Origin of the sequence: Bradyrhizobium sp. BRP20, assembly GCF_020194215.1 — a bacterium.
Lineage (GTDB): Bacteria > Pseudomonadota > Alphaproteobacteria > Rhizobiales > Xanthobacteraceae > Bradyrhizobium > Bradyrhizobium yuanmingense.
On the sequence record NZ_JADYVY010000007.1, the window covers coordinates 1 to 21,450 of the forward strand.

The following is a 21,450-nucleotide window of genomic DNA, read 5'->3' on the forward strand; positions in this document are numbered from 1 at the left end:
CGACCATTCTCGCTGTAGAGCGGCGCGATCTCGCCGTCGATCCAGTCCCAATCGACCTTGCCGGCGAGCTGAACCAGCTCGTGCTTCATATTGATGATTTGGTCCAGCCTGGCCCGGAACAGATCGCCCGATCCCGTCGTCCTGTGCTTCTTCGGTCGCATCGCCACCTCCGATGCGATGACGGAATCATGGTTGGCGATTCGACCGAATCCTGAAAATGAAATTGCAAGGTTCCGACGCCCGAAGCATCAAACCCCTGCAAACGCAAAACAGTCCACAACGACAAATGCGATTCTAGCTCAATCGCTTAGCCACTCTTCACGGACGACTACGGCCGGCGTGAAGTTCTCGGCATGGACATCGGTCCCTCGGAGGCCGAGACGTTCTGGACCGCGTTCTTGCTCAAGCTCGCTCGGCGCGGGCTTCGTGGCGTCAAGCTCGTGATCTCCGATGCGCATGAGGGCATCAAGGCCGCCGTCAGCAAGGTGCTCAACACCGCCTGGCAGCGCTGCCGCGTGGGATCGTTGAAAAAGTCCGAATTGACTGATTCCATTCTTGTCGGCGATTCGCGATCGGCGGAGCAAACGAGATGCTGGGGCGCAAGGAGCGGGATCAGCTTGAGCTCTTCATCACCGGCTCGCTCAAACAACTCGTCCCAGACGAGCACGTGCTGGCGCGGGTCGATCGTGTGCTCGACCTGACTTGGCTAAGGCAAGAGGTCACCGACTGTTACTGCGCGAATGACGGCCGGCCCGGCATCGATCCCGAAGCGGCGGTACGGCTGATGCTCGCCGGTCTGCTCAGCGGCATCGTGCACGATCGCAAGCTGATGCGTGAAGCTCAGGTCAACATCGCGATCCGCTGGTTTGTCGGTTATGGCCTGCATGAGCAACTACCGCACCATTCAAGCCTGACGCGCATTCGCCAGCGCTGGGGCGAAGAGCGGTTCCGTAGGATCTTCAAGCGCACGGTCGAGGCCTGCCTGAAGGCCAAGATCGCCACTGCGGAGGTGGTCCACATCGATGCGTCGCTGATCCGCGCCAATGTGAGTTGGGACAGCCTCACCGAGCAGCATGTGGTGGATGTCCTGAGCGAAAATCAAAACGAGGATGAAAGCGAGGCTGAGAAAACGGGCCGACAGAGTGGCAAGTACAAGAAGGTCTGCACGACCGACCCCGATGCGACGATGGCCACGAATGCCCGCAACCGGCGGCTGGAGCCCTCTTACAAGCAGCACACGGCCGTCGATGACAAGGTCGGAGTCATTTTGGACGTCGCGGTCACAACTGGACAAACGAACGAAGGCGAGATGATCGAGCCGCAAGTCGACGAGGTTGAAGCGATTACAGGCATTGACATCAAAACGGTCACCGCCGATGCCGGCTATGCCTACGCTAAAGTATACGGTGCTCTCGAACGGCGCGGCATCGATGCCCTGATCCCAGCTAAAGCTGAACCGATCAAGAGTCGCGTACCGCTCAGGCGCTTCCGGTACGACGCCAAGCACGACATCCTGAAGTGCCCGCGAGGACGTGTCTTGCGGCCCGCGCGACCCATCAAGCACGGCCGTTTCTTTTACTCAAAGGCAAAGGATTGTGCCCGGTGTCCGCTCAAGGGTGATTGCCTATCGAAGGGGCGAGTTAATAAGGCAGTTGTTGTAGGGAACGATTATCCGGCACTGCTCCGCGCCCGGCGCCGTCGCGAACGATGGAGCTGGCAGGATCGACGGCTCTATCAGCGTCATCGCTGGCGTTCAGAGGGCTTCCATGGCGAAGCCAAGACCTGGCATGGGCTGGCGCGCGCCATACGGCGTGGTCTACCGAACATGAAGATCCAGGCCTATCTGACGGCCGCCGCCATCAACCTCAAGCGGCTGGCAGCCGCTCTTGTTGCGCTTCTTTTGTGCTTGATCGCCTCCCTCGACGCGTCTCCGTCGGCATCGCGCGGAGTGCCGGGTTGATGTGAAGGCATGAATGGGCCGGTCGCTGCATCGAGCGGATTCGGTGAACCACTTGTTCAACGACGCCCGCGTCCACTTCATGCGCAACGTCCTGGCCCATGCCGGCAAGAGCGGAAGACGCGTCGTCTCCGCCTTCATCGCCACCGCCTTTGCCCAGGACGATGCCGAAGCGGCCAGGGCTCAGTGGCGCAAGGTCGCCGACCAGCTCCGTCCCAAACTGCCAAAGCTCGCCGCCTTCATGGATGAGGCCGAGCCAGACGTGCTCGCCTATATGAGCTTCCCGCCTCAGCACCGTGCCAAGCTGCATTCGACGGATGAGATGGACAAGCGATTTTTAAATGATCGCCCCGATGACTATGCGGAAATCGCGTCCATTCTTTTGTTCGGCCGCGGCGCGGGCCATTCTTCCGTCCCGGTCACCGATCTCGCAGCCGCCGCGCGCAGGGTCGGTCAAGGCTGGCCGCGTTTGCGGCCACCGCACGGCTTGGCCTTGACCGGCCCGAGCACGGCGGCATGCTGGCGTGGAACGGGACTGCATTCCTGGCTGGCACTGCCGTCAGCGGCGGTTATGGTTGTCCGGCGCGGGCGACCTCGTGGCGAAGCGTGACGCGTCGGCTGAAAGCGTCACCGGACTGCCTATTTTGTCCTGCCGAGCTGAGGCGCCCGCGCGCCAGGTTTTGGCCGCCGCGGTTTCCATTGCGACACCAATTGTTCGTAGTTTCGCTCCGCCTGGGCGGCAATCAACATCTCACGGTCGCGCAGCGCCTTGATGTTGTAGGCATAGGCTGGTCCGCAGCCGGCTGCCCTTCTGTTGCGGATGTCCAGCTTGAAGTTGCATTGCGCGGGTCTTGTTGGCGACCAGCGCCGGACGCGCCCACAGCTAATCTTCGCCCTTCGTCAACAAATGCCAGCAGAGCACCGTGAGCTTGCGAGCCACGGCCACCGCGGCGACCTGATGGCCACGCCGGGCGCGAATCCGCACGAAAAAAGCATGCAGTGGACCGGGCGCCTTGGCCGCGGCCCAGGCGGCCTCGACCAGCATGGCGCGCGCGTGACTGCGGCCGATCTTGCTGATGCGACCGTGATGGGCGGCTCCCAGTCCCGACTGCCGCACCCGCGGGTTCAGCCCGAAATAGCTCACCAGCTTCTGCGGGCTGTCGAACCGGCTGATGTCGCCGATCGCCGCCACGATGCCGGCGGCGACCGCCAGATTGACGCCGGTGATCGTCATCAATCTGTTGACCGCGAGGTCGTCGATGGCGTCCTGAGCGATCTCACGGTCGAGCAGAGCCAGGTCTTCCGCCAGCCGGTCAAGCTCACGGACATGCCGATCGATGGCCGCGCGCTCATCGTGCGGCAGCTGTTGGGCGGCCAACCACGCCCGGCCGCGGGCGTTGAAAAGATCGGCATGCGGGCACTTCGGGATTAGGTGCGCGTGCAGGATCGAATGCACCTCGTTCTTGAGCCGCGTGCGATGCCGCACGACCTGGTAGCGCCGCGCCACCAGCCGACGCTTGCGTTCGGTCTCCGCGTCAGGCGTCCAGATCTGCGGCAGGTACCCGGCCGCCTGCAGACTGGCGAGCGTGCCGGCATCGATCTTGTCGGTCTTAACGTGAGCCTGGGCGATCGCCTTCACCTGCAGCGGATTGGCGATAATCACCCGTGCCACGAACGGCGCCAGAACCCGCGACACCGCCATGCTGTTGGCAGTCGCTTCGAGCACCACCTCATCACTGGCCAGCAGGGTCTTGCCAAATCCCTCCAGCGCAGTCCGCGTCATATCGATGCGGCCCGCATGTCGGAGCCTGCCGTCCTCCCAAAACACCACCTCGCCGAAAGTTCGGTGGACGTCGATGCCAATCACCCGTCGCATTCGCACCTCCTGCCAGACATAATGACGGGAGCTGCGGGCGACACGACAACTACGGATTCGCGCTCCCAGCGCAACCGGGCGAGTCGCAGAGGCGGCCAGCTACTAACTCGAGCTCTCGGCTCATCGAATAACATCGGCCTGCCCGCACTTCGTGCTCCCGGTGCCTCTGTCCCGATGGTCGCACCATACGCCACGATGTAGAACACCGCAGCGGGAACGTTGGCACCGAGACATCTCATACCGGTTACCAATCCGATCGAGCGCCTCAACGGCGAGATCAAGCGGCGGACCGAGGTGGTTGGCATCTTCCCAAATGAAGACGCCATCGTTCGCCTGGTCGGCGCGATCCTTCTCGAGCAGAACGACGAGTGGGCGGTTCAGCGGGCCCGCTACATGACGCTGGAAACCATCGCGCCGTTGAGTAATGATCCAACCGTCAGCCTCCCGGCTATCGCCAGCTGACTAGTCCGGCTCTTGCCGGCGAACGCGGTATCCCACCGCCAGTTACACCACGCTCAGGGAGTACGTCATGCCAAGCTGATGATTGCTTGTGGGTGCAAGTCCCATCCGGCCAAAGCCGTAGCAGGCAAGCCGGGACCGAGTCTTGCGGGCGTCGCGGCAACGCTGGAGTCCGAAGTGTAGACAGGAGTCGTGCGGGGTGCGGGAATGAGCCTCGAAAGGTGGATGTTCGCGGAGGCCGAGTGTGTTCCCTAAGCACGAAGGCTGCATGAGCATCGTCGATACGCGAGACGATGCCGCTCCGTCGGGGTCGATGGCCGCATCACGCACGGAAGGCAATCATCGGAACATGAGAGGCCCGACCGGGTCCGCTGGATTGATCTCCAGCGGGGGACAGCGGCAAGGCACTGCCAGAGCCGTTGTCCGAGCTGAGGTCGGGAGTCGGACTGGTCCATACTACCTGTGAAGTCGTCGAAGGTAACGAGACGCATGGAGGGAAGGGACCAGCCCGAGGGGAGCCTGCGCGAGGAGGCCAGGGTCCGGACACAGAGCCGGGTTACCTTGCCGCCGAACCTCAAGCGGGTGAACGCGGCAGCCAAGCAAGCTGCCCAAACCCGGTTCACGGCCCTGCTGCACCATGTCGAGGAAGACGCTCTTCTTCGGGCGTTTCGACGACAAAAGCGGCAGGCCAGCGCGGGGGTCGATGAGGTGACGGTGGCGAAGTACGAAGAGAGGCTGACGGATAACCTCCGCGACCTCTGCGGACGGGTCCACTCCGGTCGTTACCGGCCACAGCCGGTGCGGCGCGTCTACATCCCCAAAGCCGATGGCGGTAAGCGGCCTCTCGGCGTGCCGGCGCTAGAGGACAAGATTGTCCAAAGCGCGGTGGCCGAGGTGCTGAGCGCCGTCTACGAGGCCGACTTCCTCGGGTTCTCCTATGGCTTCCGGCCGGGGCGGAATCCTCACATGGTGCTTGATGCTCTGCATACGGCGATCATGAGCCAGCACGTGAACTGGGTGCTCGATGCCGACATACGCAGCTTCTTGGACGTGGCTTCATAATACCCCCTGGTTCATGCGGTTTGGTCGAAAAGGGCCGGCTTGCGGGGCTAAGACCTTGATGGGGAGTCCTTTTTGCTTCCCGCGCACAACGTGCACGGCTTCGAGTTCGCCGCGCTTGACTCGCTGCAAGACGGTTTGGCGCGAGACCCCGAGCGCCCGCATAGCCTCGCGCATCGGCAGAAAGTCGTCGGACGTTTCACCGTTGAAGCGGGCCTTGAGTTCATCGGTCAGGCGAATGCGCCAGGGAGCGCCTGGCGTGAGCTGCTCGCCGGCGATAATGCCGTCGTTGAGCAAACGATGGATCGTCGAGGGAGCGACACCAAGCGCGGCGGCGGCTTGCTTGATGGTCAAAAGATCGCCGGCGGCTTGCGGTTTATCTTGGAAGCCTGGGATCTTCCAGTGCCGGCGTAAATTACCGACGCGGTTGCGGTCGAAGCGGTGGCCGTAGGCCGTTGTGCGGCTCTGCCGGTTGAGGATGCCGGCGATCACGGCATCGGGATAATGCACTGCCAGTCGTCGCAGGAGCGCAACTGTATCCTCGTCGGTGCGGATCGTCGCTGGCCGCGATCGGGGCAGGCCGAGATCAATCTCGGTCAGCGCGCCGCCCTTCCAGCGCAGCGTCAAATGGGCGGCAAAGGCCTCGCGATCGACTTTGACGATGACCTCGTCGAGGAGCGTCCGCAGCAACTCTTTCCGGTCGCGCGGCGTCGTCGTGCTTGCGTTCCAGACGGAGACGAGATCAGGTCCGAGCGCGAGCAGGCGGTCACGCTCCTGTTGGCTGATCGTATGGGGGCGAGCAGCCTCACGACGCGCAAGATCGGCCTTGGCGGCCTCCAGCGCCTTCAGGCACGCTTCCCACTCTCGCTCGAGACCGCGCGCGACGAGACGGTTATCGGGATCGACGGCGCGATAGCGCCGTTCTGCACGCCGGGCTTCGTAGCTGGCGCGTTCCGCGGCAAGTCGCCATTGCTTGAGCCCCGCCTCGCGATCCGCCTCAAGCCGTTCCGCGGCGGTGAGTGTCGCGGTCAGCTTTGCGGGTTCTAAGGCGGCGATGAACGCTTGGGTGATGGCGTGGTCGATTTGAACGCCGCCGATATTGAGGCAGTAGACGCCTCGGTTCTCGACCAGCACTTTGCCAGCACAGTGATAGCCTGGCGAAGCATTGCGTCCGCGATAGTGGGTGTGCAGGCGGCGGCTGCAATGGCCGCAACTGGCAAGACCTTGCAGGAGGGCGCCACCCTCTCTCACGGCACCGCCGCCCTTGTGCGGCTGAGGTCGCGTGTTCGCGGCGAGACGTTGCTGATTTGCTTCATAGGTCTGCCAATCGATGAAGCCTGGATGATGCTCGGGGATGAGAACCTGCCATTGGGAACGCGGCAAGAATCGAATCCGCTGCTTGCGCGCGCCAGTGCCATCGAGAATCGTCTCATGGCGCGTTTTGCCATAGACATAGGCGCCGGCATAGACGGGATTGGTCAAGACCTGGTGGATGGCGGTGTAACTGGCCTCGACCCAGCGGATCTCGGCGCGGGCGTGCAGCTGCAGCGGGAACGTGAGCCCCTCGGACCGAAACCAGAGCCAAACGCGACGTGCCGATCCCATCTCGGCAAAGCGCGCAAAAACATGGCGAATGGCGGTAACGACAGCCTCATCGGGATGGAAGCGGACCTCGCCATCAGTCTCGCCCCAGACGAAGCCGACCGGCAGACCGCGGCGCAGTTCGCCGCGCGCCGCCTTGTTGCGGATTCCACCGTTGAGGCGAGCCCGCAGCACGTGCAGTTCGGCTTCGCTCATCGTGCCTTTGAGCCCCAGCAAGAGACGGTCATTGAACATGGCCGGATGATAAATGCCGTCGGCATCGCCGATCAGCGTGTCAATCCGGCCAGATCAATCAGGCGGTACCATTCGGCGTTATTACGCGCGAGCCGCGAGACTTCGAGACCGAGCACCAGTCCGACGCGCGCGAGCGCCACTTCGGCGGTGAGGCGGGCAAAGCCCGAACGCGCCACCGTGCCCGAACCGGAGAGGCCAAGATCCTCGTCGATAACGATGATGCGGTCATCGGGCCAGCCGAGGTCGCGCGCTTTGCCGACAAGTGCATATTGCCGCTCGGTCGATTCGCGGTTGTGCTCGACCTGTGCGGCGCTGGATTGGCGCAGATAGACGACGGCCTGTCGAGAGAGATGAATTGACGTAATCTTGACGTGCTCATTCATCGCTTGCCTCCGTCGCCGGGCCGCTCTGAAGCAGGCGTGACATGAGGCGCGCCAGAAGCTCGATTGCCGCGATGCGGGCGGCTTCGTCGATTTGGTCCCACGCGACTGGCGCGCTTGGTGGAACCTCGGGCTGATCGAACAAGTCCAGGTTCAATTGCATGGCGGCTCTCCTTGCACGGCGCCGACTCGGCACCCCGGATGCAAAGAGCGTCGACCAGCTTGCGCAAGTGGAGCAAATCACCGAGCCTGCCGAGATCGTGGACAGCGTCATCGGCATCGATTGGCGGCGTGCCTCCAAGCGGCTCCACCTTCCAATCGGTCCAGCTCGCCGGAATCAACGACCGACTGCCATCCGGCAGAACCGTGAGGAGAAAGTGGATGCCGCGCCGCCTGATGGTACTGATGACGGCCAGCGTCCGACCTTCGAAAGCGTGACGCGTGCGCGTGATCGTTACCGAAGCCGGAATATCTTGGCGATGGGCAGTCTGTGGCCGCTTCCTTCGACTCGGTCGACCACGAGTGGCTGTTGCGGATGCTGGCGCACAGGATCGCCGATCCTCGCATCTTGCAGCTCATCGGGCTGTGGCTGCGAGCCGGCGTTCTTGAGAGCGGCGAGAAGCAAGAGACGGACAGGGGCACGCCACAAGGGGCGGGCATCAGCCCGCTCCTTGCCAACATCTTCCTGCACTACATCCTCGATCTCTGGACCCAGAAATGGCGTCGTCGCCGCGCACGCGGTCGTATCGTGATCGTGCGCTACGCGGACGACTTCGTCATGGGCTTCGAGAACAAGGCAGATGCGCGGGAAATGCTGTTGGCCCTCAAGGCGCGGCTGGCCAGCTTCGGCCTGACGCTCCATGAGGACAAGACGCGGCTGATCGAGTTTGGCCGGTTCGCGGCCCTCTCGCGTCAGCGGCGGGGCGAGCGGCGGCCAGAGACCTTCGCCTTCCTCGGCTTCACCCACTACTGCGGGCGGACCCGAGATGGCCGGTTCATCGTGAGGCACAAGACGGAAGGGAAACGCCTGACGCGCAAGCTGACGGCGTTGCGCCAGGAGACCTGGCGGCTCATGCACGCGCCACTGGCCACGCAGCACGAGTAGTTCGCCGCCGTTCTGCGCGGGCACTATGGCTATTATGGCAGGCCGCACAATTATCCAGCGCTCAACGGCTTCTACCGCGAAGTGCGTCGGACCTGGCTGCGTTGTCTGAGACGGCGTAGCCAGAAAAGTCGGCGCATGGGCTGGCCGGAGTTCGAGACCCTGACGGCACGCTTCCGCCTGCCAACTCCACGCATCACTCGCACATGGGCGCAGGCGCGGATATGACGCGGGTTACCCTCGGGAAGAGCCGGGTGCGGGAAAGCCGCCTGCCCGGATCTGTGAGGGCAAAGCCAAATGGCCGAGCTACTCGACCACGATCCCGCGACCCGGCCCCAGAGCGCGTGATCTACACATGTGACGGTTTGAGTCGCACGGAACGGACCGTCTTCAGTGATCTTTTCGTTGGCTTCTCCCCTTTAGCAGTCCCGGATTTCGCATTTTCGTGATCACGGGCGCCTCCGGTGGCATCGATGGGCGGTGATTCTGACAAACGCGGCTAAATCAGCAGATCCAAGTTCAAACCAGCGCGCACACTTGTGCCCCGTTCCCCCAGAGAACGCCGCAACGAAATCGCAACGAATTGGGTGAAACGACCGTGAACAAAACGGGACGGTAACCGCTGCCACCTCGATAAAAATCAATAACTTAGAAGATATTCACTGCGTTCGGGACGCAGGGGTCGCAGGTTCGAATCCTGCCACTCCGACCATTCTTCCAAAAGTCGACGTTTTCCAGAGTCTTGGCAGACCGGCTGCCGGCGCCTCAGGACGCCTTTTTGCAACGATTTCGGGATTGGGTCCACGGCCGATTTGGCGGGGCAGGGTGGCCTGTCGCGGTAGCATGGCTTGCCAGAAGCGAGCGCCGGCGGTTCTGACTTGCGGAGCTAGGTTAGGGGCCTACCGCCGCGCCATCAGCACACCCAACAAAAAACGCCATCATCAGCGCCGGGCCGTGGTGCCTCGCCGGTTGCCCTCCAGTCATCCCGACGGCTAGATGAGTCCCAAGCTGATCGCGCGCCTGAGGCGCGATCGGCCAATAACAAAAACAGGGCTGGAAATCATGAACAATAAAATCCTCGCGCTCGCTACGGCTTTTGGCTTCGCGGCCTGCGGGTCGGCATGGGCCGCGTGGCCCGACGACAAGCCGATCGAAGTCGTCGTCGGCTTTGCGCCCGGCGGCGGCACCGATGTCATGGCGCGCAAGCTCCTTCCCTTTGTCGAGCGTGTGCTGGGCGGCAAGGCGAAGTTCGTCGTCCTGAACAAGCCCGGCGCCGGCGGAGAGATCGCGTTTGCGTCGATCGCGCGCGCGGCGCCCGAGGGCTATTCGATCGGTGTCGTCAACGTGCCAGGCTACAACTTCCTGCCGATGACCCGCAAAACCCAATACACCACGGATGAAATCCGGCTGGTCGCTCGCGTCGTCGAAGATCCGAATGTCATGGTGGTGCCTGCCGATAGCAGATTCAGCAATCTGCCGGATGTCGTTGCCGCACTGCGCAGCAAGCCGGGCTCGGTGACCTTCGGTCACAATGGTGCCGGCACGAACGGTCATCTGGCCATTCGCATGCTTGCGGCAGCCGCGAAAGTCGAGCCCAACGAGATCTCCTACAGAGGAACGGCCGCACAGCGGACCGATCTCCTGGGCGGGCATCTGGACGTCGGCATGGTCACCCTCAGCGAGATCCCCGAATTGCATGGCACCAACAAGGGGCCACTTCGTGTCATCGCGATCCTGTCGAAGAAGCGCTTTCCATCGCTGCCGGGCGTTCCGACGGCAGAGGAGGCGGGCTTTCCGGTCATGACGACGGCGGAACGCGGCTTCGCGGTCCCCAAGGGCGTTCCGGACGACATCGTCAAGAAGCTGGAAGCCGGGATCGCCGAGGGCCTGCGTAGTCCAGAGTACCTGACGGGTTCGCCCGGCGACGAGCCGGTGATCGCCTTCCTGCCTGGCGCGGAGTGGCAGAAACGCCTCGACGACATGTCCGAAGCCCTGCGTCCTTTTGCCGAGCAGATGCGGGCAAGCGAACAGAAGTGATTGATCCTGCTCTGGCAGGCGGTTGCTAAGACTATTCTTCATGCTTCGGGCCGCTGCAAATCAAGGTCTCGATGGCCGCGCCGCCTCATGTTTGCCACCCTCCAACGCAAACGGCGCGGCCGTGATCGACCGCGCCGCTGTGATCTTCTGATGTGAAGGGCCTAGTCTTCGTAGGGTGCGTAGGCTGATGCGCCCCAGCGAGGCCCGTCATAGCCGTATCCCGGGCCCCAATAACCGTAGGTGTTGGCAGGGTGCCAACTGCCGATGCGCTGGCATTGGCCGATGCCGGCCATCAACTGGCCGCCGCTCATGGCGGGCCCGGCGGCGCCGACTGCTTCTCCAGCCGGTGGGGTGCACGGGCCGGGACCGCGGCCCGCAGCGAGGCTGGGGCTTACAGTTGCGAGCGGCAAAATCGCGGCCAGAGTTGCGGCGACGCTCACGAGTTTCGTACGTGTCATGGTTGTCTCCATGTTCGAGGCTTAACGGGGGACCAATCCCTCCTGCCGCGAGACGTTCCGCGCGGAACGGTCGCGTTTTCGCGAGCAAAAAAGGTTTCCTCGGGTTTCACGGAACGCCGCGATTTCCATTGACGTGAGCGCGTCATCGCGAGCGCGCATCATCTGCGAGCGACCAGCACACCGACCAGAAAGGCCACCAGCAGCGACGGCAGCGGGGCGTCGCGCACCATGCCGCGGACGACGTCTTGCCAGTGCTGCTCCGGCACCAGTCTCGGCGATCGCACGTTGGGCGCGGGCTGGATACCCCAGTGTGATGCGAGCTCGGCGACCTCGCTTTGCGCGAGGCGCACGCCGTCGCGGACGCGATAGATCGCGGCCTCGGACCGCTCACGCGGTGCGAGCAGCATCAAGGTCTCGACCGCGGTGCGCAGCGTCATCTCGCCGTAGCCTTGCAGCCTGACCTGCTCCTCGGGATCGGACGTCATGCAAAATCCCTCACAGCGTCAAATTCTTCACAATGAGAAATGGCGCGCGATGGTGAAGGCCGCCGCCGTGCACAGAACCAGCGTGGGCCCGGCCACGTCGCGCGCGAGATCGGCGCGCGTCAGCTGCCTGCTCATGGTCTTGCTCCATGCTTTGCATGGAAATGGCCGCCGCCGCGCTTGGTTCCCTGCGCCGGCGCGAATCGGCAGGCCGACTATTTCCGCAGCAGCTCGCTCAAGGCCGCCGTCGCTTCGGCGCAGCGGATGTCGTCGATCTCCCGCGACAGGCTGAGCGCGCTCGATCTCAGCTCCTCGAGCTTCCAGCTGTCCGGATGCTGGTTTTCGAGCTGACCGAGACGCTTGTTCAGATCGTCTAATCTCGATTGAAGCTGCCCGATGCTGGCGGCCCCATTCACTTTCCAAACGCGTTGTGCGCGCATCGTCGTTCCCCTGATAGTCTCACGGCCTTGTGAGAGCGGTTCATGGCCGGAATGGGAGTTTGTTTTGTCCGGCTTCAGACGGCGGGGAACCGTTGCAGATCGGCAACGAAGTTCCTGTTTGGTGCTCACCCAGCGCCGCACGATGATACCCGCAGGCCCGGAATTTGATTGTGCCCTCAGTACGGGGCGCCGAGGCGGCCTGTGCGCGCGGGTGATAGGCTCTGGCCGGGCGCACTCGAAAAAGATGAGGAACGACGCGTGACGAGAACTGTGACCATTGCAGCCGGCCAGCTCGGACCGATCGCGAGGAGCGAGTCGAGGTCCGCGGTGGTGGCGCGACTGATGGCGTTGATGCGCGAGGCGCGGGCCTGCGGCTGCGACCTGATCGTCTATCCCGAGCTGGCGCTGACCACGTTCTTTCCGCGCTGGTACTTCGAGGACCAGGCCGAGATCGACAGCTTCTTCGAGCGCGAGATGCCGGGTGCCGAGACACAGGCGCTGTTCGATCTCGCCCGCCAGCTCGGCATCGGCTTCTGCCTCGGCTATGCCGAACTGACGCTCGAGGTCGGGATTGTCAGGCGCTACAACACGTCCATCCTCGTCGACAAGAGCGGCGCGATCGTCCTGAAATATCGCAAGGTGCATCTGCCCGGCCATGCCGAGCACGAACCGTGGCGCGAATTCCAGCATCTGGAGAAGCGCTATTTCGAGCCCGGCAGCGGCTTCGGCGTGGTCGGTGCCTTCGGCGGCGTGATCGGCATGGCGATCTGCAACGACCGCCGCTGGAGCGAGACCTATCGCGTGATGGGCCTGCAGGGCGTCGAGATGGTGCTGATCGGCTACAACACGCCCGTGCACAATCCGCCCGCGCCGGAGCATGACGATCTCTCGCTGTTCCACAATCATCTGGTGATGCAGGCCGGCGCCTATCAGAACGGCACATTCGTGGTCGGGGTCGCCAAGGCCGGTGTGGAGGAGGGCGTCGACCACATCGGAGGCAGCTGCATCATCGCGCCCTCGGGCGAGATCATTGCGGCCTGCACGACAAAGGGCGACGAGATCGCGCTGGCGCGCTGCGATCTCGATCTCTGCAGTTCCTACAAGCGCACCACCTTCAATTTCGACGTGCACCGCCAGCCGCGCGCCTACGGCATGATCGTCGAGCGGAAGGGCGTGACGATCATGGCGGATGGGACGCCGGTGCCGCGGAGGGGGTGACGCTCTCTCCTTCGTCATTGATCCTCTTCACGACCACGTGTGTTTATTCGGAAACGTTCATTCCCTATTATCCCGCAATGCAAAAGACCGCCCGCCGCTCCCGACCTGCCGCCCGTCTGCCCGGCCGTCCCCGGGAATTCGACATGGACACCGCGCTCGACCGCGCCGTGCGCGTGTTTCGTGAGCGCGGCTATCATGCCACCTCGATCGGGGACCTCACTGCGGCGATGCGGCTCGCGACGGGAAGCATCTACAAGGCGTTTCGCGACAAGCATGCGGTGTTTCTCGCCGCCTTCGAGCGCTACACGGCCCTGCGCCAGCAGCATACCCGCAGCGCGGCGGCGCGTGGTGCAAACGGCCGCGAGCAAATCCGCAACGTGCTGCTGTCCTATGTCGAGCATTCCCGGGGCAGCGAGGGGCGGCGCGGCTGCCTCGTGGTCGGCAGCGCGGTCGAACTGTCCGCGCTCGATCCGGTCGTGGGTGCCCGCGTCAGCACACAGCTCGCGAGCAACGAGAGCTTCATCGCCGGCCTCATACGCGCCGGACAGGCCGATGGCTCGATCCCCCGCCATGTCGTAGCCGACGACACCGCGCGGCTGATGCTCTGCATCACGCAGGGAATGCGCGTCGTCGGCAAGGCGCGTCTGCCGCTCGACGCAGAGCGTCTCGTCGGCGCCGCAATGAAGCTGCTCGCCTGAATTTTTTGTCAGAATAGGGAATGACCATTCCCTATACCTTACCTAACGGCCATTCCCTGCGCCTTACCTGGAGACCATGCGAATGACGATGAATGCCACGATCGAGACCGCGCCGGGGCCGGATGCGGTGTCGCAGCGCCTGACCTTCGTGCTTGCCGCGGCTTGTGGCATGGTCGCCGCCAACATCTATTATGCGCAGCCGCTGATCGCCCCAATCAGCGCCGCGCTCGGCCTGTCGCATGCAGCTAGCGGGCTGATCGTGACGATGACGCAGATCGGCTACTGCACCGGGCTGCTGCTGATCGTGCCGCTCGGCGATCTCGTCGAGAACCGCGCGCTGATCTGCTCGGTGATCATGCTCGGCGCCGCGGCGCTGCTCGCCGCGGCGTTCGCAACCCATGCGCTGCCGTTCCTGCTCGCCGCACTGTTCATCGGCCTCGGCTCGGTCGCGGTGCAGATCATCATCCCCTATGCAGCGCATCTGGCGCCCGAAGCCATCCGCGGCCGCGTCGTCGGCAACGTCTCGACCGGCCTGATGCTCGGCATCATGCTGGCGCGTCCGGTGTCGAGCTTCGTCACCGCCTTGCTGTCGTGGCACGCAGTGTTCTTCGCCTCCGCCGCGCTGATGATCGTGCTCGCAGCCGTGCTCTGGATGACGCTGCCGAAGCGCAAGCCGGTCACGCGGATGCATTACGGCCAATTGCTGCTGTCGATGCCGGACCTGGTGCGGGCCACGCCGCTGCTGCGGCGCCGCGCGCTGTACCAGGCGAGCCTGTTCGGCGCCTTCACCCTGTTCTGGACGGTGGCGCCACTCCAGCTCGCCGGCGAGTTCGGCTTCTCCCAGCGCGGCATCGCGCTGTTCGCGCTGGCCGGCGTCGCCGGCGTGTTCGCAGCACCGATCGCCGGGCGCCTCGCGGACCGCGGCCATAGCAGCATCGCGACGCTGGTCGCGATGCTGCTCACGGCCGCCGGCTTCCTGGTGACCTCCATCGGCGCGTCCGGCTCGATGCTGAACCTCGCCTGTCTGGTGGTGGCCGCGATTGCGATCGATATCGGCGTCCAGGGCAATGTGGTGCTGGGCTTCCGCGCCATCTTCGCGCTCGGGCACGAGCACCGCAGTCGCCTCAATGGTCTCTACATGGCGACGTTCTTCGCCGCCGGCGCGGTCGGCTCGGCGGTCGGAGCATGGGCGTTCGCACAGGGAGGCTGGACGCTCGCATCGGCCATTGGCCTTGCTTTGCCCGTCGCGGGGTTGCTCTACGCGCTGACCGAGTAGCGGCCGTCGCCCGAACGGTGCGACCGACCTCGCGATGACGCAATTTCCATCTCGCGGATTGGTTGCGGTTGTAGTACTTTCGTCGCAACGCACCTGGTTAACGGGCGGCAGGGGGATGCTGATGAAACGTGCGGGGCTGTTTGGCGCACGGCGGGTACGGCCATGGTCGTGGGGGGCGTTTCTGCTCGGGCTCGCCGTCGTCGCGGTTTCGGCCGTGGTTCAGGGCATCTGCGTCCTGCTCGGCGCAAAGTTCTATTTCGCAGCGTTTCTGCCCGGCCTGTTCGTGCTTGCGCTGATGGCGGGTGCACCGGCGGCGGCATTCGCCGCGCTGCTCACCGTGCCGCTGGTGTGGTGGGCGTTCATCCCGCCGTTCTTCGAGCTCAATGCGCTGACCAGCGCGCATGCCGATTCCATCAACCTGTTCTGTCTTCTTGCCGTCCTCCTGATCGGCCTTGCCGATCTCTGCCGCGCGACGATGACAATCGTCAGAAGCGGCGGGCTGAAGCCTTCGGGCGAGAGCGCGGCAACGAATCCGCAATAGATCGCGCCGCGCGCGTTGCGCCCGAGCAACAGTCCGGCAACCATCCGCGAACTTGCCGCGCGCCGCTAACTTTTCGAAAAAGATTTGGCCGCAGTTTCTCCCGCGGGAATGACGAGGGAGTTTTCGGACATGAACGGTCACGCCATCCTGGAGAACGTGCGCCGCTACCGCGGCATCGCATCGCTCTATCGCCAGACCGCAGCGTTCCGCCCGGGCCAGAGCTGGTCGCTGCTGGAGCAGGCGAGCGAGTGGGAGGCGCGGGCGCTGTCGGAGCTGGAAGCCTATTTCGCCTCGCGAACGGACCACACCGCCCCGCTCGCGGCCTGATCGCCGGCCATCGGCGCGCCCTGAACCGGCTCGCCGAAGGCGCGACCGCCACGGGCAACTACGGAGTTGTCTCCGCATCCTTCTGTGCTAGCAACGGCCGAGAGATTCTTCTTCACCTCGGCCGGGGCACGCGATGACCACCTTCAACCGCATCTTCACGACGGAGCGCCTGCTCCAGATCATCGTGGTGCTGGCGGCGACGCTCGCCATGAAGCTGATGAGCTGAGCGAAGGCCGGCTATCGTCCGCCTAGCTCGGGCAAATCAGGCAGATAATTCGAGCCTTCCGAGCCGAGGAAATCGAACATCGCCTGCGCGGGCGGCAGCAGCACCTTGTCGCTGCGGCGGATCACGTACCATTGCCGCACGATCGGCAGGCCCGCGACGTCGAGCACGACGAGCCGGCCCTCGGCGAGCTCATGCGCCACGGTGTGAGCCGAGATGAAGGCGATGCCGAGCCCGGCGATGACCGCCTGCTTGATGGTCTCGTTGCTGCTCATCTCCATGCCGATGATCGGCTCGAGATCCGATTTCTGGAACATGCCCTCCATCAGCGTCCGCGTGCCCGAGCCGGGCTCGCGGGTGAGGAAGGTCTCGTGCACGAGATCGGTCAGGCTGAGGCCGGAATCCTTCTCCAGCCAATGGCCCTTGCGCGCGACGATGATGTGCGGGTTGCGCCCGAGCTGGCGGACGTCGACGGTGACGTCGGCCGGTGGCCGACCCATTACCGCGAAGTCGAGGTCGTAGCCGTGCATGGCCTCGCGGATCTCCTCGCGATTGCCGATGGTCAGCTTGATCTCGATCTTGGGGTAGCGCTTGGAGAACGCCGCGATCGCGTGCGGCACGAAATATTTCGCGGTCGAGACCGCGCCGAGATGCACGGTGCCGCCGGTCCGCCCCGCGAGCAGGTCGAGCGCGCCCTGGCAATCGGTGATCGCGGCTTCGACCCGTTCGGCCAGCGCCAGCACCTCCCTGCCGGCTTCCGTCAGCAGCATGCCGTCGCCGGTTCGCTGCACCAGGGGCAGGCCGGCCAGGTCCTGCAGCTGCCGCAGCTGCTGGGTCACGGCCGGCTGGGTCAGCCCGAGATGGCTCGACGCCGCCGTCACGCTGCCTTTGGCCGAGAGCGCCGCAAGCGAGCGCAGCTGCCGGATCGTCAGATGCCGGAGCTGGGCCGCTGCATGGCCGGGGCCATTATAAGAAAATTCTTTGAGGCTCATTATCAATAGAAATTTTCCTTATTAAGCCGCTCCTGTCAATCTCCTGAATGCCGGCACTGACCGTGACCTGCCTCCACCAGGAGGGAATGGGTGCGGCACCGGCAAGGGGATGGACGCAGATGACCGGGCAACTCAGGCTGGACGACCACCTTCAACGGTATTCTGAGACCGCGCCGCATGCGTTGGCCGTGGCAGCCGCGGTCGATGCCATCGCGGCCGCGGCGATCGAGATTGCCGATCTCATCGCCAGCGGCGATCTCGCCGACGCCTCGGGCCTGACCACCGGGCGCAACAGCGACGGCGATCTCCAACGCGACCTCGACGTCCAGGCGGACGCGATCCTGCGCCGCTGCCTCGGCCGGCTGCCGATCGCGGCGCTGGCGTCGGAGGAGATGCGTGAGGCCCAGATCGTCGATCGTCAGGGGCGAATCTGCATCGCGATCGATCCGCTCGACGGCTCCTCCAACATCGACATCAACATGACCGTCGGCACGATCTTCTCGATCCTGCCGGCCCCCGATGATCTCTCACTCGCCTTTCAGCAGCGCGGCTCGGCGCAGCTCGCGGCGGGCTTCGTCACCTACGGCCCGCAGACCTCGCTGGTGCTGACGCTCGGCGACGGCGTCGACATCTTCACGCTCGATCGCAAGGCGGGCTGCTTCCGCTTCGCGCGCAGCGGCGTGCAGATCGCCGAAGCCTGCGAGGAGTTCGCGATCAACGCCTCGAACCGCCGGCATTGGGATCCGCCGGTGCGCGCCTTCATCGACGAATGCCTCGCCGGCGTCGACGGGCCCGCCAACCACGATTTCAACATGCGCTGGATCGGGTCGCTGGTCGCGGAGGCCTATCGCATCCTCACCCGTGGCGGCGTGTTTCTCTACCCTTCCGATGCGCGGCCCGGCTACGGCGACGGCCGCCTACGCCTGACCTACGAAGCACACCCGATGGCGATGATCATCGAGCAGGCCGGCGGCTCGGCCTCGACCGGGCGCGAGCGCATCCTCGATCTATCGGCGCAGAGCCTGCACCAGCGCGTGCCGCTGATCATGGGCTCGAGCAACGAGGTGCGGCGCGTCGAGGAGCTGCATTGCGATCCGCTGCTGGTTGCCAGCGTCTCGGCGCCGCTGTTCGCGCGGCGCGGATTCTTCCGGCTCTGAGCGAGGCGTCCGATGTCCAGGAAGCATCCGATCATCTCCATCACCGGCTCCTCCGGCGCCGGCACCACCTCCGTCAAGAAGACCTTCGAGCAGATCTTTTTCCGCGAGAAGGTCAACGCCGTCTACATCGAGGGCGACGCCTTCCACCGCTACGACCGTGCCGAGATGCGTGCGCAGATGGCGAAGGAGGCCGAGCGCGGCAACAAGCACTTCAGCCATTTCAGCCCCGAGACCAATTTGTTCGAGGAGCTGGAACGCGCCTTCCGCGACTACGGCGAGACCGGCACCGCGGTGACGCGGCACTACGTCCACGACGCCGAGGAATCGGCGCTGCATGGTGCGGCACCAGGCACCTTCACCGACTGGAAGCAGCTGCCGGAGGATTCGGACCTTCTGTTCTACGAGGGCCTGCACGGCGCCGTAGTCACCGATAAGGTGAACGTCGCGCGCTATGCCGACCTCAAGATCGGCGTCGTGCCCGTCATCAACCTCGAATGGATCCAGAAGCTGCACCGCGACCGCAGCGCACGCGGCTATTCGACCGAGGCGGTCACCGACACCATCCTGCGGCGGATGCCCGACTACATCCACTACATCTGCCCGCAATTCACCGAGACCGACATCAACTTCCAGCGCGTCCCGACCGTGGACACCTCCAATCCATTCATCGCGCGCTGGATCCCGACGCCGGACGAATCGATGGTGGTGATCCGCTTCAAGAATCCGCGCGGTATCGACTTCCCCTATCTGCTCTCGATGCTGCCGCAGAGCTGGATGTCGCGCGCCAACTCGATCGTCTGCCCCGGCGCGAAGCTGGACCTGGCCATGCAGCTGATCCTGACGCCGCTGATCATGCAGCTGATCGAGCGCAAGCGCAGCCTGAAGTGAACAGGGAGAGACTCCGATGAACATCTCCGTCCATGCCGAAGCCGACCTCAATGCGGTCACGCACAACGATCTCGCCAATGCCGTCCGCTTCCTCGCGGTCGACGCCATCGAGGCAGCGCAGTCAGGCCATCCCGGGCTGCCCATGGGCATGGCCGACGTCGCGACTGTGCTGTTCTCGCGCTTCCTGAGGTTCGACTCGGCGCATCCGAACTGGCCGGACCGCGACCGCTTCGTGCTGTCGGCGGGGCACGGCTCGATGCTGCTCTATGCGCTGCTGCATCTCACCGGCGGCGATATCAGCCTCGACGACATCAAGGCCTTTCGCCAGTGGGGCTCGAAGACGCCGGGCCACCCCGAATATGGCCACACGGCTGGTGTCGAGACCACGACGGGACCGCTCGGCCAGGGCATTGCGACCGCGGTCGGCATGGCGCTCGCCGAGCGGATGGCGAATGCGCGGCATGGCGATGGGCTCGTCGATCACTTCACCTATGTTATCGCGGGCGATGGCTGCCTGATGGAAGGCCTCAGCCATGAGGCGATCTCGCTGGCCGGTCATCTCGGGCTCGGCCGGCTGATCGTGCTTTTCGACGACAACGGCATCTCCATCGACGGTCCGACCTCGCTGGCGACATCGGACGACCAGCTCGCGCGCTTCGCTGCCTCCGGCTGGTCGGTGCGCCGCGTCGACGGACATGATCCCGAAGCGGTGGCGCAGGCGATAGCGGAGGAGCGGGAGACCGCGAAGCCGTCACTGATCGCCTGTCGCACAATCATCGGCTATGGCGCGCCTGATAGACAGGGCACCGAGAAAGTGCATGGCGCGCCGCTCGGCACCGAGCAGACGGCAGCGGCGCGGCGGACGCTGGGTTGGGACTATCAGCCTTTCGTGGTGCCGATCCCGGTGCTCAAGGCTTGGCGGATGATCGGGCAGCGCGGGCAGGTCGACCGCCTCGCTTGGCTCGATCGTTACGAAGGTGCGACGCCGGAGCAGCGCGACCTGTTCGTCGAGGGCAAAGTCGCGGCTCTGCCCGCCGCCTATGCGCTGGCCGCGGCGAAATTGCGTGAGCACTTTGCATCCGAGCGGCCGAAGCTGGCGACGCGGCAGGCCTCGCAACAGGTGCTCGGGGGAATCGCAGGAACAATTCCCGGCCTGGTCGGCGGCTCCGCGGACCTCACCCATTCGAACCTGACGCATGCCAAGGCGCAGGCGCCGGTCAAGAGCGGTGCGTTCGCCGGCGACTACATCCACTATGGCATCCGCGAGCACGGCATGGCCGCAGCGATGAATGGCCTGGCGCTGCATGGCGGCTTCATTCCCTATGGCGGCACGTTTCTGGCGTTCTCCGACTACAGCCGGCCGGCGATCCGACTTGCGGCCTTGATGCGGCTGCGCGTCATCCACGTGATGACGCACGACTCCATCGGTCTTGGCGAGGATGGTCCGACGCATCAGCCGGTCGAGCATCTGGCCGCGCTCCGCGTGATTCCGAACCTGCTGGTGTTCCGCCCCGCCGATGCCGTGGAGACGCTGGAGGCCTGGGATTGCGCGCTCGCGGCAGAGCATCGCCCCTCAGTGCTGTGCCTGTCGCGGCAGGTGTTACCGACCTTCCGCAGCGATGGGCGCGGCAGAAACCGCGTCGCCAATGGTGCCTATCTCGTCGTCTCGCCGGATGGCGGCCGCGACGTGACGCTCATCGCAACCGGCTCGGAAGTCTCGATCGCGCTGGAAGCCGCACGCCTGCTCGCGACCGAGCACGTTCGCGCCGCCGTGGTCTCGGCTCCGTGTTTCGCACTGTTCGAGGAGCAGCCGGAGGATTACCGCGCCTCGGTGCTCGGCACCGCGCCGCGCGTCGGCATCGAGGCAGCTGTCGCCGGCGACTGGCATCGCTGGATCGGCGCTGACGGCGAATTCGTCGGCATGCGCGGCTTCGGCGCCTCGGCCCCCGCCCCGGTGTTGTACCGTGAATTCGGCATCACACCGCAAAGCATTGCGGAAGCGGCTCGCCGGGCGATGGCCCGCAAGAGCCAATAAGGAGGACGA

19 protein-coding genes and 5 pseudogenes are annotated in these 21,450 nt (G+C 64.5%); 15 read left to right on the forward strand and 9 right to left on the reverse strand.

The genetic code is table 11. The features are described 5' to 3' along the window. Positions 1–161, reverse strand: a pseudogene (locus tag I6F33_RS17740) (IS5/IS1182 family transposase); the annotation flags it as partial. A gap of 171 nt (positions 162–332) precedes the next feature. Here I6F33_RS17740 and I6F33_RS17745 point away from each other — a divergent pair. The 3 genes and pseudogenes from I6F33_RS17745 to I6F33_RS17755 all read left to right on the forward strand — a co-directional run. Then, positions 333–518, forward strand: a pseudogene (locus I6F33_RS17745) (transposase); the annotation flags it as partial. 71 nt (positions 519–589) lie between these two features. Beyond that, positions 590–1,960, forward strand: coding sequence for a transposase (locus I6F33_RS17750; RefSeq protein ID WP_225127598.1), 1,371 nt, complete (start codon positions 590–592; stop codon positions 1,958–1,960). A gap of 67 nt (positions 1,961–2,027) precedes the next feature. Then, positions 2,028–2,288: pseudogene (locus I6F33_RS17755) on the forward strand (transposase); the annotation flags it as partial. A 308-nt stretch (positions 2,289–2,596) separates the two neighbouring features. Here the strand turns inward: I6F33_RS17755 and I6F33_RS17760 are convergent. Then, positions 2,597–3,815: pseudogene (locus tag I6F33_RS17760) on the reverse strand (IS110 family transposase). A 264-nt stretch (positions 3,816–4,079) separates the two neighbouring features. Between I6F33_RS17760 and I6F33_RS17765 the strand changes: the two are divergent. Together I6F33_RS17765 and I6F33_RS17770 are read left to right on the forward strand one after the other, a co-directional pair. Then, positions 4,080–4,295: pseudogene (locus I6F33_RS17765) on the forward strand (transposase); the annotation flags it as partial. Between the two features lie 558 nt (positions 4,296–4,853). Then, the gene (locus I6F33_RS17770; protein WP_225143537.1) at positions 4,854–5,354 is read left to right on the forward strand and encodes a reverse transcriptase domain-containing protein; all 501 of its coding nucleotides are present in this window, start codon (positions 4,854–4,856) and stop codon (positions 5,352–5,354) included. Here the strand turns inward: I6F33_RS17770 and I6F33_RS17775 are convergent. From I6F33_RS17775 to I6F33_RS17785, 3 genes are read right to left on the reverse strand one after another with little or no spacing between them, the layout of a single operon-like run. Beyond that, complete coding sequence (locus tag I6F33_RS17775) at positions 5,349–7,187, reverse strand: recombinase family protein (RefSeq protein ID WP_225143539.1); 1,839 nt, start codon at positions 7,185–7,187, stop codon at positions 5,349–5,351. The two genes, I6F33_RS17770 and I6F33_RS17775, sit on opposite strands and share 6 nt — an antisense overlap. A gap of 32 nt (positions 7,188–7,219) precedes the next feature. Further along, on the reverse strand, positions 7,220–7,570 hold the full coding sequence (locus I6F33_RS17780) for a recombinase family protein (RefSeq protein ID WP_225143541.1): 351 nt from the start codon (positions 7,568–7,570) through the stop codon (positions 7,220–7,222). Then, the gene (locus tag I6F33_RS17785) at positions 7,563–7,730 is read right to left on the reverse strand and encodes a hypothetical protein (RefSeq protein WP_225127594.1); all 168 of its coding nucleotides are present in this window, start codon (positions 7,728–7,730) and stop codon (positions 7,563–7,565) included. The genes I6F33_RS17780 and I6F33_RS17785 overlap by 8 nt, the downstream gene beginning before the upstream one ends. Positions 7,731–8,057: 327 nt before the next feature. Here I6F33_RS17785 and I6F33_RS17790 point away from each other — a divergent pair, with 327 nt between their 5' ends. Both I6F33_RS17790 and I6F33_RS17795 read left to right on the forward strand, forming a co-directional pair. Further along, positions 8,058–8,672 carry a reverse transcriptase domain-containing protein gene (locus tag I6F33_RS17790; RefSeq protein ID WP_225143543.1) on the forward strand — a complete coding sequence of 205 codons (615 nt, stop codon included), beginning with the start codon at positions 8,058–8,060 and terminating at the stop codon, positions 8,670–8,672. Positions 8,673–9,731: 1,059 nt separating this feature from the next. Then, positions 9,732–10,706, forward strand: a complete 975-nt coding sequence (locus I6F33_RS17795) for a tripartite tricarboxylate transporter substrate binding protein (protein WP_225143545.1) — start codon at positions 9,732–9,734, stop codon at positions 10,704–10,706. A 161-nt stretch (positions 10,707–10,867) separates the two neighbouring features. On the opposite strand, the gene I6F33_RS17800 is transcribed toward I6F33_RS17795, so the two are convergent. The 3 genes from I6F33_RS17800 to I6F33_RS17810 all read right to left on the reverse strand — a co-directional run bounded on the left by I6F33_RS17800 (position 10,868) and on the right by I6F33_RS17810 (position 12,215). Next, a complete protein-coding gene (locus I6F33_RS17800; RefSeq protein ID WP_100213453.1) occupies positions 10,868–11,164 on the reverse strand; it encodes a hypothetical protein in 297 nt (98 codons plus the stop codon). Positions 11,165–11,322: 158 nt separating this feature from the next. Beyond that, positions 11,323–11,649 carry a hypothetical protein gene (locus I6F33_RS17805; RefSeq protein WP_036003836.1) on the reverse strand — a complete coding sequence of 109 codons (327 nt, stop codon included), beginning with the start codon at positions 11,647–11,649 and terminating at the stop codon, positions 11,323–11,325. Positions 11,650–11,861: 212 nt separating this feature from the next. Continuing rightward, positions 11,862–12,215: a hypothetical protein gene (locus I6F33_RS17810; protein WP_225112605.1), complete on the reverse strand. Its 354-nt coding sequence runs from the start codon at positions 12,213–12,215 to the stop codon at positions 11,862–11,864. A 129-nt stretch (positions 12,216–12,344) separates the two neighbouring features. Here I6F33_RS17810 and I6F33_RS17815 point away from each other — a divergent pair, with 129 nt between their 5' ends. From I6F33_RS17815 to I6F33_RS17835, 5 genes are all read left to right on the forward strand, one after another. Further along, positions 12,345–13,304 carry an N-carbamoyl-D-amino-acid hydrolase gene (locus I6F33_RS17815; protein ID WP_225112606.1) on the forward strand — a complete coding sequence of 320 codons (960 nt, stop codon included), beginning with the start codon at positions 12,345–12,347 and terminating at the stop codon, positions 13,302–13,304. Between the two features lie 143 nt (positions 13,305–13,447). Then, complete coding sequence (locus I6F33_RS17820) at positions 13,448–14,002, forward strand: TetR/AcrR family transcriptional regulator (protein ID WP_225143546.1); 555 nt, start codon at positions 13,448–13,450, stop codon at positions 14,000–14,002. An 82-nt stretch (positions 14,003–14,084) separates the two neighbouring features. Then, positions 14,085–15,278 (forward strand): MFS transporter, encoded by a 1,194-nt coding sequence (locus I6F33_RS17825; RefSeq protein ID WP_225143547.1) that lies wholly within the window; start codon positions 14,085–14,087, stop codon positions 15,276–15,278. 121 nt (positions 15,279–15,399) lie between these two features. After that, positions 15,400–15,819: a hypothetical protein gene (locus I6F33_RS17830; protein ID WP_036003874.1), complete on the forward strand. Its 420-nt coding sequence runs from the start codon at positions 15,400–15,402 to the stop codon at positions 15,817–15,819. 129 nt (positions 15,820–15,948) lie between these two features. Beyond that, positions 15,949–16,146, forward strand: coding sequence for a hypothetical protein (locus tag I6F33_RS17835; protein WP_036003876.1), 198 nt, complete (start codon positions 15,949–15,951; stop codon positions 16,144–16,146). Positions 16,147–16,383: 237 nt separating this feature from the next. Here I6F33_RS17835 and I6F33_RS17840 read toward each other — a convergent pair whose 3' ends face one another. Further along, entirely contained in the window at positions 16,384–17,361 is a 978-nt protein-coding gene (locus I6F33_RS17840) for a LysR family transcriptional regulator (RefSeq protein ID WP_057026893.1), read from the reverse strand. A 119-nt stretch (positions 17,362–17,480) separates the two neighbouring features. Here I6F33_RS17840 and I6F33_RS17845 point away from each other — a divergent pair, with 119 nt between their 5' ends. The 3 genes from I6F33_RS17845 to tkt are packed head-to-tail and all read left to right on the forward strand — an operon-like array spanning position 17,481 to position 21,441. After that, positions 17,481–18,518: a class 1 fructose-bisphosphatase gene (locus tag I6F33_RS17845; RefSeq protein ID WP_057027006.1), complete on the forward strand. Its 1,038-nt coding sequence runs from the start codon at positions 17,481–17,483 to the stop codon at positions 18,516–18,518. Positions 18,519–18,530: 12 nt separating this feature from the next. After that, positions 18,531–19,406 (forward strand): phosphoribulokinase, encoded by an 876-nt coding sequence (locus tag I6F33_RS17850; RefSeq protein WP_036003856.1) that lies wholly within the window; start codon positions 18,531–18,533, stop codon positions 19,404–19,406. Between the two features lie 16 nt (positions 19,407–19,422). After that, positions 19,423–21,441 carry a transketolase gene (gene tkt / locus I6F33_RS17855; RefSeq protein ID WP_225143548.1) on the forward strand — a complete coding sequence of 673 codons (2,019 nt, stop codon included), beginning with the start codon at positions 19,423–19,425 and terminating at the stop codon, positions 21,439–21,441. The last annotated feature ends 9 nt before the right edge of the window (positions 21,442–21,450 follow it).

Coding starts and splice junctions, on each gene's coding strand:
- I6F33_RS17775 (WP_225143539.1), bottom strand. CDS start 7,187: ATGTTCAATGACCGTCTCTTGCTGGGGCTCAAAGGCACGATGAGCGAA.
- I6F33_RS17805 (WP_036003836.1), bottom strand. CDS start 11,649: ATGACGTCCGATCCCGAGGAGCAGGTCAGGCTGCAAGGCTACGGCGAG.
- I6F33_RS17785 (WP_225127594.1), bottom strand. CDS start 7,730: ATGCAATTGAACCTGGACTTGTTCGATCAGCCCGAGGTTCCACCAAGC.
- tkt (WP_225143548.1), top strand. CDS start 19,423: ATGAACATCTCCGTCCATGCCGAAGCCGACCTCAATGCGGTCACGCAC.
- I6F33_RS17795 (WP_225143545.1), top strand. CDS start 9,732: ATGAACAATAAAATCCTCGCGCTCGCTACGGCTTTTGGCTTCGCGGCC.
- I6F33_RS17825 (WP_225143547.1), top strand. CDS start 14,085: ATGACGATGAATGCCACGATCGAGACCGCGCCGGGGCCGGATGCGGTG.
- I6F33_RS17845 (WP_057027006.1), top strand. CDS start 17,481: ATGACCGGGCAACTCAGGCTGGACGACCACCTTCAACGGTATTCTGAG.
- I6F33_RS17780 (WP_225143541.1), bottom strand. CDS start 7,570: ATGAATGAGCACGTCAAGATTACGTCAATTCATCTCTCTCGACAGGCC.
- I6F33_RS17800 (WP_100213453.1), bottom strand. CDS start 11,164: ATGACACGTACGAAACTCGTGAGCGTCGCCGCAACTCTGGCCGCGATT.
- I6F33_RS17840 (WP_057026893.1), bottom strand. CDS start 17,361: ATGAGCCTCAAAGAATTTTCTTATAATGGCCCCGGCCATGCAGCGGCC.
- I6F33_RS17850 (WP_036003856.1), top strand. CDS start 18,531: ATGTCCAGGAAGCATCCGATCATCTCCATCACCGGCTCCTCCGGCGCC.
- I6F33_RS17830 (WP_036003874.1), top strand. CDS start 15,400: ATGAAACGTGCGGGGCTGTTTGGCGCACGGCGGGTACGGCCATGGTCG.
- I6F33_RS17750 (WP_225127598.1), top strand. CDS start 590: ATGCTGGGGCGCAAGGAGCGGGATCAGCTTGAGCTCTTCATCACCGGC.
- I6F33_RS17820 (WP_225143546.1), top strand. CDS start 13,448: ATGGACACCGCGCTCGACCGCGCCGTGCGCGTGTTTCGTGAGCGCGGC.
- I6F33_RS17835 (WP_036003876.1), top strand. CDS start 15,949: ATGAACGGTCACGCCATCCTGGAGAACGTGCGCCGCTACCGCGGCATC.